Annotated in this window: 10 protein-coding genes; 1 reads left to right on the top strand and 9 read right to left on the bottom strand. The window is 54.4% G+C overall.

From position 1 onward, the window contains the following. Positions 1–18 precede the first annotated feature (18 nt). The 6 genes from proB to dapE all read right to left on the bottom strand — a co-directional run bounded on the left by proB (position 19) and on the right by dapE (position 8,454). Complete coding sequence (gene proB, locus BAQU_RS03055) at positions 19–1,152, bottom strand: glutamate 5-kinase (protein ID WP_094692573.1); 1,134 nt, start codon at positions 1,150–1,152, stop codon at positions 19–21. 78 nt (positions 1,153–1,230) lie between these two features. Continuing rightward, a complete protein-coding gene (gene obgE, locus BAQU_RS03050; protein ID WP_094692572.1) occupies positions 1,231–2,937 on the bottom strand; it encodes a GTPase ObgE in 1,707 nt (568 codons plus the stop codon). 102 nt (positions 2,938–3,039) lie between these two features. Further along, entirely contained in the window at positions 3,040–3,291 is a 252-nt protein-coding gene (gene rpmA, locus BAQU_RS03045) for a 50S ribosomal protein L27 (protein ID WP_094692571.1), read from the bottom strand. Between the two features lie 37 nt (positions 3,292–3,328). After that, positions 3,329–3,637 carry a 50S ribosomal protein L21 gene (gene rplU / locus BAQU_RS03040; protein ID WP_094692570.1) on the bottom strand — a complete coding sequence of 103 codons (309 nt, stop codon included), beginning with the start codon at positions 3,635–3,637 and terminating at the stop codon, positions 3,329–3,331. 186 nt (positions 3,638–3,823) lie between these two features. Continuing rightward, on the bottom strand, positions 3,824–6,862 hold the full coding sequence (locus tag BAQU_RS03035; protein WP_094692708.1) for an Rne/Rng family ribonuclease: 3,039 nt from the start codon (positions 6,860–6,862) through the stop codon (positions 3,824–3,826). A 377-nt stretch (positions 6,863–7,239) separates the two neighbouring features. Next, entirely contained in the window at positions 7,240–8,454 is a 1,215-nt protein-coding gene (gene dapE, locus BAQU_RS03030; RefSeq protein WP_094692706.1) for a succinyl-diaminopimelate desuccinylase, read from the bottom strand. Between the two features lie 130 nt (positions 8,455–8,584). On the opposite strand from dapE, the gene BAQU_RS03025 reads away from it, so the two are divergent. Continuing rightward, positions 8,585–9,529: an AEC family transporter gene (locus BAQU_RS03025; protein WP_094692569.1), complete on the top strand. Its 945-nt coding sequence runs from the start codon at positions 8,585–8,587 to the stop codon at positions 9,527–9,529. On the opposite strand, the gene BAQU_RS03020 is transcribed toward BAQU_RS03025, so the two are convergent. From BAQU_RS03020 to BAQU_RS03010, 3 genes are all read right to left on the bottom strand, one after another. After that, complete coding sequence (locus BAQU_RS03020; protein ID WP_094692568.1) at positions 9,507–10,856, bottom strand: Maf family nucleotide pyrophosphatase; 1,350 nt, start codon at positions 10,854–10,856, stop codon at positions 9,507–9,509. The genes BAQU_RS03025 and BAQU_RS03020 overlap by 23 nt on opposite strands. Positions 10,857–10,921: 65 nt before the next feature. After that, entirely contained in the window at positions 10,922–11,932 is a 1,011-nt protein-coding gene (gene thrB / locus BAQU_RS03015; protein ID WP_094692704.1) for a homoserine kinase, read from the bottom strand. A 125-nt stretch (positions 11,933–12,057) separates the two neighbouring features. Next, on the bottom strand, positions 12,058–13,371 hold the full coding sequence (locus BAQU_RS03010; protein ID WP_094692567.1) for a homoserine dehydrogenase: 1,314 nt from the start codon (positions 13,369–13,371) through the stop codon (positions 12,058–12,060). Positions 13,372–13,408: the final 37 nt, after the last annotated feature.

Below are 13,408 nucleotides of genomic sequence, written 5' to 3'. Positions count from 1 at the left end.
ATGCTTGGATGAGAGAGATCAGACAAGCACGAGATTGTCGCGGTGAACCAGCGGATGGGCGTATTCGGCACCGAATTCAGATTTAAGTTCTGACGTATTCTTGCCGAGCATCTGCGCGATTTCTTCAGAATCGAAGGAAGAGAGTCCTTTGGCGAGATGATTGCCCTCTTCGTCACAGATCCACACCGGATCGCCGGCAGAAAAATCTCGATCCACGGCGACGACACCCGCTGCGAGAAGACTTGCCCTGCCGCCACGCACTGCCTGAGCCGCGCCATCATCGACAATGAGTTCGCCACGAGGAGCTGCGGCGTATCCAATCCAGAGACGTCGCGAACTGCCGCGATGACGAATCGGTGCAAATGCAGTGCCGACTGGATCGCCCAACAGGGCAGGTCCGGCATTCTCCGCACACGTGAGCACGGAAGGAATTCCCGACGCTGCGGCAACATGAACAGCTTCAAGCTTGGTGACCATGCCTCCGGTGCCTATTCCTGAACCCGAACCGGAAACCCTGACCTTATCCAGAATCTTCTCGACATTGGGGACATATCCCAGTCGTTTCGCATCCTTCTCAGATGGTGGAGCAGTATAGAGACCATCGACATCGGTAAGCAATACCAGTGCGTCGGCACGAACCAAATTTGCGACAAGGGCAGAGAGACGGTCATTGTCGCCAAATCGGATCTCGTTGCTTGCCAAGGCATCGTTCTCGTTCACAATCGGCACAACACCAAGCTGAAGCAGGCGCTTCAACGTACGTTGTGCATTGCGATACTGCACGGAGCGGATTGTGTCTTCTGCCGTAATCAGAATCTGGCCGACACGGATGCCATATCTTCCGAACGCCGCCTCATAATGCGCCATCAGCAACCCCTGCCCTACCGAGGCAGTCGCTTGCTGCGTCGTGACATCAATCGGCCGTGAATCAAAGCCGAGTGGCCCAAAGCCGGCTGCGATGGCACCTGAAGAAACCAGCACCACATTCGCGTCCATTCGACGAACCTCAGCCAGTGCTGCGACCAGTGCGCTTAACCGTGCCACATCGAGATGACCAGTCGACGAGGTAAGCGAACTTGAACCAACCTTGACGACGATGGTCTTTGCCTGAGCCACGATTGAACGCACCTGTGCCTGGGATGGTGTGGTCATGCTCGAAAGCCTCCTCGGGATTGATGTCTGACGCTGAAAAGCGGAAGACATGACGAACTCAATCCCACAATAGCGTGATTACTGGTTATCGCTGTCTTGGCCGCCGTTGTCGTCGCTTCCCTGAGGGTCATTCGCATTGAGCATGCTGCCCGCATCGTGAGGATCATCTTGCACTGCTGGATCTGCCCAATGTCCAGCCTTGCGCTCGGCCATCATGGCATCGCGCACGGCCTGCTTGGCATCCATCATCTCGTGATATTGCTCGCGTCGCTCGGAATTGGTCCTTCTACGGGTTCGACCAGACTGGTCTTCGAGACGCAAATCCTTGCCTCGCGAAGCCATCGGCTCACCATCAAGCATTTCGGCTCCTGCCGCGATGGTCGGATCCCAATCGAATGCAACGGAATTTCGGCCAAGGCCAATATGAACTTCATCACCTGGACGGGCACCGAGTCTGCGCAGGGAATCCTCGACACCGAGCTTGGCCAGACGATCTGCGAGATATCCCACGGCCTCATCATTGTCAAAGTTTGTCTGCATGACCCAGCGCTCAGGCTTTACGCCAGTCACGGTGAACCAGTGGTTACCGTCACGATCCTGCTCACGCTTGATATCGAAGTCGGTGCTGAATCCACCCTCATCGGATCTTCTGCTGCGTCGGCCTGTCTCCAACGGCTTGATGAGCACTCGTTCTTCCTGAGCGCTCTCCTCCTTGGCCTGTATCGTCTTGCGCAATTCCTCAACAAGATCGGCAAGCGCGAACTTCAGCTCCTTCAAACCCTCATGGGATGCGGTTGAGATGATGAAAGTGCGCAATCCCATCTTTGCGAACTCACCGCTCACAAATTGGGCGAGTTCCTTGGCATCGGGCACATCCGCCTTATTGAGAAGAATCAGACGCGGACGATCCGCAATCGGAATCACACCGAGCGGCAGATCAAGGCTTTCCGCATAATTCGAAAGCTCACGCTCAATCGTTCTATAGTCCGCAACGGGATCGCGATCAGCTTCCATGGTCGCGCAATCGATGACATGAGCGATGATTTCCGTGCGCTCAATGTGACGCAGGAATTCAAGACCGAGCCCCTTGCCCTCTGAAGCACCAGGTATCAGTCCTGGCACATCGGCAATCGTGAAGCGGTGATTGCCCGCTTCGACCACACCAAGATTGGGAACCAAGGTTGTGAATGGATAATCCGCAATCTTTGGCTTTGCCGAGCTTAGGGCGGCGATCAGGCTGGACTTGCCAGAGCTTGGGTATCCGACCAGGGCAACGTCCGCGATGGACTTGAGCTCAAGAACGATGTCACGTTCCTCTCCAGGTTCACCGAGCAATGCGAAGCCCGGTGCACGGCGCGTCTTGTTGGCCAGTGCCCGGTTGCCGAGTCCCCCGTTACCGCCTCTCGCGGCCACGAAGGTATCTCCCAGATGTCGTAGATCGGCAAGCAGCTCGCCTGGGCGCTTCTGTTCCCCAGAACCTCCCTTGGCAGTGAAGACGACGGTTCCGACTGGCACAGGCAGAATCACATCGCCACCATCGCTGCCATCCTTGTCGTCGCCAAGACCCATGGTTCCCGAGTCGGCCGTGCGATGAGGCAGGAAACGGTAGTCCAACAGGCTGGTGGAATTCGAATCTGCCTGAAATATCACTGAACCACCCTGACCGCCGTTACCACCATTCGGGCCAGCGAGCGGCTTGTATTTCTCGCGTCTGATGGACGAGGCACCATTGCCGCCATCTCCACCTTTGACATGAACCGTCACACGGTCTACGAATGAGCTCATAACGTTTTACCTTAATCAAGAGAACTGATAGAAGAGAATATTTAACCGATATATGCAAAAGGCCGCACCTTCACCGGGCGCGGCCTAAAAAATCAACTGTGGTCAGTCAGAAACCACATCAACAGTCTTGCGATCGCGACGAACGCCAAACTGAACGCTGCCATCAGCCAGTGCGAACAAGGTGTGATCCTTGCCGATACCAACGTTTTGGCCTGGATGGAAGTTGGTGCCGCGCTGACGAACAATGATGTTTCCAGCAACAACGGCTTCTCCGCCAAACTTCTTCACGCCGAGGTACTGCGCGTTTGAATCGCGCCCGTTACGAGAGGCGGAAGCGCCCTTCTTATGTGCCATCTTGTTTCCTTTCTAAGAAAAGTCCGAATGCGTCGTATCAGGCGATTGCGGTGATTTTGACAGAAGTAAGCTTCTGACGGTGACCCTGTTTGCGTGCCACACCAGTCTTGTTCTTGAACTTCTGAATATGAATCTTGGGACCCTTGGCCTCATCATCCACAACCTCACCAGTTGCAGAAAGCTTGGCGAGATCCTTGGCGGCAACCGTCACCTTGGTTCCGTCGACAACCAAGGCCACGGGAAACTCAACGGTCTCACCGTTTGCCTTGTTAAGACGGTTGATGGTGATGATATCTCCGACCTCAACCTTTTCCTGATGGCCACCGGCCTTCACAATCGCGTACATTACCCTACCTTGCCTATTCCGAAAGCTATGTTCTTGCCTAGCAATCTACCATCATGAAACAACAGTCCATAACAGGCATGGCTAGACACCGACTGTCAAACATACACGCTCACCTGTACCTACGTCAAGTTCCGGACGTATTGCCAGAAGCGTGAGCGTTGATTCCTTGAATGCATTGCTCCGCAGTTATTCCACGGTGCCCTGCGGCTCAGTGGATGCGGCCTGAGCCGCAGCGGCGATTTTTGCCAACTTCGCCTTCACATCGGGAGACGACACTCCCGAGCCGCCCTGCTCCTGTGCCTCATGGTGAGCATGCTTCGTCTTGACGAAGGGATCGCCGCCCTTCAGAGCATACGGATCATCATACGATGCCGAAACTGTCGGCTCATCATGAAGGATGAAACCTCGACCCTTGCAGGTCGGGCACTCCTCCGAGAACGCCTCGACAAGACCCTGACCGACGCGCTTTCGCGTCATCTGAACCAGACCAAGGGAAGTGACCTCGGCAACCTGATGCTTCGTCCTGTCCCGGGCAAGGCACTCAAGCAAACGCTTCAGCACAAGATCACGGTTCGCGGGCATAACCATATCCACATAATCGATCATGACCATGCCACCGATGTCGCGCAACCTCAGCTGGCGGGCTATCTCTTCGGATGCCTCAAGGTTGCAGCGCGTGACCGTCTCCTCAAGCGACTTGCCCTTGCCAATATAACGGCCTGTGTTTACATCGATCGTTGTCATTGCCTCAGTGCGATCAATCACCAGCGAACCGCCGGATGGAAGATAGACCTGACGCTCCATGCCCTTGCGCAACTGACCGTCGATGTGCCATGTGTCGAAGACGTCGGCGCCGTGGTGATCGGCAGGTTCCCACTTGGTCAGCCGGCTCTTCAAGTCAGGAGCCATGGAATCAAGATATTCCTCGATGCGCTCATATACCTTGTCGCCCTGAACGATGAGGGATTGGAATTCATCGTTGAAGATATCACGAACCACACGAATCGCAACATCCGGCTCTCCCTGCAAAAGCTTCGGTTTCTTGAGAATGACCGTGGTCTTGCGCTTGCGGTCGATTGTCTCCCACTGCTTCATGAGACTTTGAAGATCCTTGGTGATGGCCTCTTCGCTCGCATTTTCCGCAGCGGTACGAATGATCACACCCATGTCTTTCGGCGCAATCTTGGCAACGATCGACTTGAGACGAGTACGTTCGCGCTCCGTCAACTTACGGCTTACACCAGTCATACCTCCAGATGGCACGAGAACAAGGAATCTACCAGCAAGCGTCACCTGAGATGTGAGACGAGCACCCTTATGCCCAATCGGGTCCTTGGTGACCTGCACGAGCACGGGATCGCCGGATCTAAATGCAAGCTCGATTCTGCGCGGCTGCCCTTCAAGTCTCGTTGTGTCCCAGTTCACTTCGCCAGCATAGAGTACACCGTTTCTCGCCTGCCCGATATCAACGAACGCGGCTTCCATGCTTGGCAGGACGTTCTGCACACGACCGATATAGATGTTGCCGACTGTGGCAACCTCCTGAATATCTGACACATAGTGCTCCACAAGAATATCGTCTTCGATCACCGAGATCTGCGTATGCTGTTCCCTTTCACGTACCACCATTTCACGCTTCACGTTCTCACGGCGTGCCAGGAAGTCCTGCTCGACAAGCTGCATCTGGCGGGTACGGTCACGACGGTTGTCACGGCGACGCTGACGCTTCGCCTCAAGTCGCGTGGAACCTTGGATGTCGGTTATCTCGTCAATATATTGCTGCTTGCGAGATCGCTTTGATGTCGCATCACTCTCCTCGGAACGTGACGATTCAGCAGATTTGGTTGCGCGCCTTCTACGACGACGACGTGTACCTGTGGTCTCATAGCTTCCATCGTCATCGGATTCGCCCTCGTGATTATGACGACGGCGACGGCGGATGCCACTGAGCTGCTCCTCGTCACGATCTTCCTCGTCATAATCGTCATCATTGCCACGACGTTTATCCCTGAAATCTTCTTCGGACTCATGCTCGCGTGAGTTTTCGTCCTCGTCACGTCCGTTCTCATGACGATCGCTCTCTCGGCGAGTGTCTTCATCCTTGCGAGCGCCACGACTGCGGCGACGCTTCGATGCCTTGGAAAGTCTAAATTCATCTTCATCAATCGGCACATAGTGAATCTCGTCGTATTCAAGATCCTCTTCAATTTGTTCGACCTCTGCAGCAGCGCGACGCTCCTGGGCATTGAGCCTCTGTGTGCGCTTGGCACGGGATTCATGCTGATTGTCTTCCTGCGCATGGCGTGAACGGCGGCTTCTACGTCGAGACTCGCTCTGCTCGCCCTCGTCTACGGCGGATTCTGACGTTGTTTCCGAATTCTGTTCGTCAGCATTGAGATTGTCATTGCTGCGATTGGATCCGTTGCGATCCTGCGAGCGCTTGCTTCGTCTCTCGTGCTTGTCGGAACTCACTGTGTCTTCCGACGCTTCGGCTTTCCCATCGGAATCCCACGCATTGTGCCATGCCGTTTCAGCAGGAATCACCGGTTCCTGGAAGAGCAGCGAAGTCATCGGCCGAGCAGCTGCAGGCGCATGATGGGGGGCTGTGGTTGAAAGTGATTCAACTGCCTCTTGTGCCCTCGACATTCTTTCAACGGAATTATCCTCCTTGGAGGAAGAATTTCTCGAGGCGGTATTGCTGGCGTCACTTGCGATGTCACTGCCAGAGGCACTGTCCCCTGTGACTTCAACGCCTCGCGTTCGCTTGGCACTGCGACGTCTCGTGCGCTTGACCGTGGTGTCATTGGCAGATTCCTTGTGCGAATCATCGACAGAAGCCTTACGATTCCGAGTGGTCGGTGACTCAAATTCGAGTGCATCCAAACCCTTAATACGCTTTTGCCCTTTTGCACGCTTACGCGGATTTTCACGTTGTGCAGAGTCATTCTTGCCGGTATCATTTTTTACGGCATTGCTCTCAACAGCTGTCACTCTATCTGGAGTCTTTGTTTCAGATTCCTGATTCTCGACACGAACCGGCACGTGTACATTTGCAGCCCCGGCAACGCGTACAACGCGTCGACCGACTCTGCGACGATGTGGCTGCTCAGGTTGCTCCGAACGCTGTGACTGCTGTGACTGTTCAGTTTTATTTGTCAGGGTCTCGCTCTCGCCAAGACTCTCTTCTTGCAAATTGGGCACGATGCTCCTCGCGGCACGCTGCATCATGCCGCTCTCCATGTCTTCAGGATGCTCACTCTACGCTCTCACCGTAGCTGCGTAATCTACGCTCCTTGAAGACTCCATTAAAAAGTCGTCCTAAACAAAGGCGGACACCGTCGCCTGCTTCACGTTCCACAATCTGCGTTTCACAGAGATTGCAGGGGGATCAACGCCTTGCTAGTTGGTGATATGCAGAATCACCACGTTCAAGTATTGCACACACCTGCATTCTGCGAGTCACAATGGTGTAAGTTCTCTACAATCGTGGCGAAAATCAACGCTCTCTCATACGCATCGAGGTTTAGAAAAGGTTCTTGTCAAGCGCTGTATGTCGCCACATGGCAGCAACGGACGAATGTGCGCTCTCAGGGAATATATGGTTATGAGAGCCACTGCGTGAGAATGTCAGCCATGGTGATTACATCATCGACTGGAACCTGCTCGTCATGTTTGTGCGCCAGGAGGGGGTCTCCTGCGCCAAAGTTCACAGCCGGGGTGCCAAGCTGAGAGAATCTGGCGACATCCGTCCACCCCATCTTTGCGCGAGGTTCCTGCTTCGTCTGCTCCAGCACCAACTGCGCCAGCGATGTGCTGAGAGGGGCATCCATTCCAGGTCTCGCCGATGGGGATTCGTCGTGCATCACAATGCCATATCCTGCAAAGATTCCGCCGGGAGCCTTCACTTCCTCAGAACCAAGCCGAATGCCGCTGTGCTCACCAAACATCAGACTTTTGGCCTCTTCGATGGACTTGTCAGGTGCAAAGCGATAGTTGACATGCACTCTGCATTCCTCAGGAATCACATTGGTGCCGCTTCCACCTGAAATCATCGTCGCATTCAACCCTTCCTGATATTCGAGTCCATCGACGATGAATGCGCGTGGTTCAAAGGCATTGAGTCGGTTCAGAATATCGGCGGCCTCATGGATGGCATTTCTTCCCATCCATGCCCGGGCAGAATGCGCGGCGACACCATGGGTAACCACGTCGAACCGCATCGTTCCATTGCATCCGCCCTCAATTGCGCACGATGTAGGCTCGCCGATGATGGCGAAATCCGCCTGAATCCAATCAGGGTGCGCTTGCGCGACTTTTCGCAGGCCATTGTGTTCGGCCGCCACCTCTTCATGATCATAGAACACGAAGGTCAAATCATATCTGATGTTCGTCAGAGTCGCCGCGAGATACAGCATCACGGCATCGGATGCCTTCATGTCAACCGACCCTCTACCCCACATCACTGCTGACGACGGATGCGCCGCCGCAATCTCCGGACGTATCAATGGATCTCCCGGTTCGAGCCAACGGGGCGGAAAATTGTTGATGACCGGAACGGTGTCAAGGTGCCCCGCAAGAACCACGCGTGCCTCTCGATTGCGATGAGTCAAGGCGACAACGGTATCACCGAGGCGATGCACCTCAAGATGCTGCTGTTTCATAAGGAAAGCCTCAACGGCATCGGCCAAGGCATGCTCGTTGTCACTCACCGAATACATGTTCATGATCTGTTCGAACACAGCATCCAGCTGGCTGCGTTCAGATGAATGAATGTCGAGATTGATGGCCGTTGCGGAACTATCTGAGGAAGCATGCATGTACACATCGTAACGCGTCGCCAATCTCTTGTACGAAATGCATGCATTCAGCCATTCTGTGAGACAGGCGGGCAGCAAGGCTTCGGTTGCACCTATAGTTATGCTAGTTCACGATATGGGAGAGTCATCAATGCTAGGTCTGTTAAGCGCAATGCAGGGCTTTTGCATAATCGGAATCGTCATCTTTGTCGGTTACATCGCTTCCCGATACCGTATTGGCGGACCAACAGCCCAGATGGTACTCAACCGATACAGCTTCTTTGTCACGAGTCCCTGCCTGATGTTTGCGGTGATGGCAAAGCAGCCGCTGAGGGATATTTTTCATCCGAGCATCATCATCGCGTTCTTTTCAGCCGCAATAGTCGGTGGCCTGTTCGTGGTGCTCAACAAGATGTTCTTCCATATGAATGCTGCGGACACGACGATCGGCGCATTGAATTCACTGTATCTGAATTCAAATAACATCGGTCTTCCCGTAGCCACATACATTCTTGGCAATCCAGCCTTGGTCGCCCCGATTCTGGTCATGCAACAAGCTCTGTTCACACCCATTGGACTGACAGCCCTCGATGTGACCACCAAGGGAAAATTCTCATTGATGGCCGTGCTTCGTCAACCGCTGCATCAACCGTTGCTGATTGGTTCGCTCAGTGGCATTCTGATTTCGGCAATCACCGCCTATAGCGGTCACTTCATCATTCCTGATTTTCTCTTCAAACCGATTGATATGATCGGCGATTCAGCCGTGCCCATGATCCTGATGGCTTTCGGCATGTCACTGCGCGGCAGTCAGCCCATGCGCAAGGGTACGAACCGCAGGGCAACGGTAACGGTGGTCATGCTCAAAAACGTCATTATGCCAATCGTTGCCTTCATCATTGCCTACTTCTTCATGGGCTTCCGTGGCATGGAGCTCTACGGATGCGTTGTGCTCGCCGCTTTGCCAACCGGCCAGAACGTTTATAATTATGCCGCTCGCTACAACGTTGGACTTACATTCGCGCGTGATGGCATCCTTGTCAGCACCATTACCTCGCCATTGATCATCGCGATTATTGCCGCTGTGCTGAGCTGATCTGATTGTTCAGCATTCGGCGTGAAATCTCTTGCAGACGCTTGACGAATTCGCTCCAATCGTTCTGAAGCGGCGAAATCAGCCTGTAATTCACCACGTCCCTGAGGGGAATCCATCCCACTTCGAGGCTCTCATCATCATTGGCCTTGGGAACAACGCTATGGCCTGGTTTTTCGAATGCGAATACGGTCGTATACCCCCACGGTCCATGATCCTCAAGGTATGAACCCTCGACTTCGATATCGTCGGGGTGAATGTTGGCTTCTTCGAAGCTCTCGCGCAAGGCCCCCTCCAAAGGACTTTCACCATCGGAAGTGGCACCGCCAGGAGCTCCCCAGGTGCCACCCTCTGCGCTCCACAACGCACGATGCTGCAACAGTACGTCAGTCACTTCACCGGTCTGCTCATTGCGACGGGCAAGCAGAACTCCCGAAGCCCCATTCAAGCCCCAGTGGCGATGACCGCATAGGCATTCGATCCACCCGTCTCCAGGTTGATGCACGTTATCCTTGGGAGCTACCGGATTATCGGGGTTCGATGGACTCTTGTCCTCACGGGTAAGATTCCACAGATTCGTCCATGCGATTCCCAGACTCTCGATCATTCCTCGCAGGGTGGGAATGCTCAGACCGATGACTCCACTGGGATCACCCTGAATGCTGGAGATGAAGGCACTGCCAAAGCCTTCAAGCGTGAATGATCCGGCAACTTCAAGTGGCTCGCCGGTGGCGATGTAACTCTCGATGTCGGCATCGCTCAATTCACAAAACGTTACTTGCGAGGAACTCACCGCATGAAGTTCCTTCCCGCTTGCGAGATCGATCAGGCAGTGACCTGTCCACAGCGTTCCGGTCTTGCCACTCATCAGATGCAGGCGTGTCCGGGCACGATCCTTGTCATGAGGCTTGCCGTAGGTCACCCCGTCAAGGGTAAACATTGAATCGCAACCGACCACCAGCGGTCCAACCTGAATCGTCGCCATGCCCTGCTGAGAATTGATTGCATCCTGCATGGATTCGACGGCACTGATCGTGCCATGGCCGTCCTTGAGTGGTGTACTGATCTGGCGGTATCCGCGAGCATTTTTGGCAGCTTCCTTGACTGCCTTGAAGGATTCTGCGACGGTCTGCGCCTTGGCACGGGAAAGTGCAGCGACGCGTTCCTGAGCCGGAATCTGATCAGGATTGACGTTCTGCCGCTTCGCCATGTCGAGAATCACAGCACGCTCATCAACATGCGATTCACGAATCATTGGACATATACCCGCGCTATACAGCAAGTCGCGTCTTGGACGTGAATGAGATGCCAAAATCAGCGGTAATGCCATTATTCTCCTCTTATGCACACAAATCGTGCAGTTCAATCGTCGTTGGGCGGCGTTTAACCGTCACCTTAGTCTCTGGTTACGCGCACACCCTGCGAATCAATCGGAAGGTTGAGCAGATTCCAGTGCCCCGATTCCAATTGTTCCCCCGCGAGCTGCCTCAGTTCCTGGCTGATTTCGCCATAATGCAGCACGATTACGCAAGGGCCTGCACCAGAAATCATAGCCGCATAGCCATGAGCTCGTAGCGAATGCATCAGTGCTGCCGATTGAGGCATCAATTGCGACCTGTATGACTGGTGCAAACGGTCCTGTGTGGCATAGAAGAGCAGCTCATTGGAACTTTCTCCACCAGCTGATTCCAACGCAGCGGGAAGCAGTCCAGCGCGAGAAACGTTGAACACTGCATCTGCATAGGGAACCGTGTCCGGAAGACTCCTTCTGGCCTTGTTGGTTGAGAGCGAGAAATCGGGAACAAACACGTAGGCCGCAATTTCGGGTGAGACCAGATAATTGACTGTATGGAAACCTTCGACAATGGAAGCATCCTGAATCGCCCCTCCATTGACATCCTGAAGATTTTCATCATTGTGGCGATAGTGCCACGACACCGTCAATCCTCCATAGACCGCAGGTGCCACGTTATCGGGATGTCCCTCTATCTCTGCCGCATGTGCAAAGACATACTCTCGGTCAAGGCTGCTCGCTGGATCCTGAGCGAACGCCCGTGCCGCTGCCGTGGCAGTCACGATTGCCTCTGCACTCGAACCCATGCCACGTGCCTGTGGAATCCTGTTCTCGGCGACCATCCGCAGCGCCCGTCGTGGCAGTCCAAGCGCCTCGCATGCCCCAAGGAATGTATGAACAATAAGATTGCTCTCGTCACGAGGCAGCGCGTCCTCGCCTTCGCCGTGAATTTCCACTTCGACGCTGGAATCACCCACATCTCCAAGCGTAAAGGTCACATGGTCACGCCTATCGAGAGCAAGGCCGACCGAGTCGAATCCCGAACCCAGGTTCGCGCTCGTCGCGGGTACAGATACATGGACCGTATCGCTGTGATTGACGACTGTGGTCATTATGTTTGCTTCACCCATCATCAAGCCTCCAGGCTGTGGACTGTTGCTGCGTTGTGTTGCCATCACTATTAAAAAACTGCCGTTGCAGTGTCGATGTTACCGTGCCAGTGTTCTGTAGGTGGCGCTCAGTTCAGAACGCGAATGATAGACGCGTCCCCTGTCACCGCATCGAGCTGAGAGACTGCCTTCACCGCATCTCGTAAGGTAATTTCGTCACACAGATGCGTCACGATGCGCAACTGCTGAACCTCGCCGCTGTAACCCGGGTCGTGCTGTGTGGGCTTGATGTCTTGGTTCACACCATTGATCGAGATCTCACGGTCTGAGAATTCCTTGGCAATCGCAGTGAGCACGCCTGGTCGATCATGAATCAGGAATCGAACGGCAAACGCAGCCTTCGATGCATTCAAAGGAGCCTTGGGAAGGTTGGCATATATCGGAATAACGGGTCCCAGTGAGTGCTGTGCAATATGACGAGCCTCAGTCACGACATCACCAACCACTGCAGAAGCGGTTGGAGCCCCACCTGCACCGCGACCATAGAACATCAGATCGTCTGCAGCCTCTGCCTTGACGAATACGGCGTTGAAACTGCCATGCACGGTTGCCAGCGGGTGGGTCTCGTCCAACAGCGCCGGATATACACGCGCAGAAATGCCTGCATCTGTCTGTTCAACGACTGCCAAAAGCTTGATGACCTTATGTTCTGCACTTGCCGCAGCAATATCGCCTGCGGTGATATGAGCAATGCCCTCCACGGGAACATCATCGATGCGAACGTCCGTATGGAATGCAAGCAACGCCATGATGGCTGCCTTGGCAGCGGCATCGTGACCTTCAATGTCTGCGGTGGGATCGGCCTCGGCAAAGCCTTTCGCCTGCGCGTCCCTCAATGCCTCGTCAAATCCGATACCCTTGGTCGTCATCTCGTCAAGAATGTAATTCGTGGTCCCGTTGACGATGCCCATGACGCTCAGAACCTTGTCTCCAACCAAAGATTCGCGCAATGGGCGCACAATTGGAATAGCGCCTCCAACAGCTGCCTCGAAGTAGATGTCAACGCCCTGCCTGGCCGCTGCCTCATACAGCTCAGGACCGTGCTTCGCCAGCAACGCCTTATTTGCGGTGACGACGCTTGCCCCAGATTCGATGGCCGTGAGCAGGAAGGTACGCGCGGGCTCAATGCCACCAATCAATTCAATGACTATGTCAGCACGTGAAGCAAGCTCCGCGGCATCCGTGGTGAGCAATGACCTCTCAATCCATGGGTCGGTTACCGAACTGGGATCGAGAACGGCAACACCCACCAACTCCATGGGTCTGCCGATACGGCTTGCCAACTCATCGCTTTGCTCGACCAACAGTCTTGCAGTCTGCGAACCAACGGTCCCTGCTCCCAAAAGAGCCACGCGAATTGGCCTGTTATTGTTTTCTGACACTGGTGAGTCCTCCCAATCGAGAAAAGCGTTAAGAATC

The sequence above is a fragment of the Bifidobacterium aquikefiri genome (assembly GCF_002259795.1).
In the GTDB taxonomy this organism is placed as follows: Bacteria; Actinomycetota; Actinomycetes; order Actinomycetales; family Bifidobacteriaceae; genus Bombiscardovia; species Bombiscardovia aquikefiri.
Note: the sequence above shows the minus strand (reverse complement) of the source record. Positions and strands in the feature narration are given on the sequence as shown.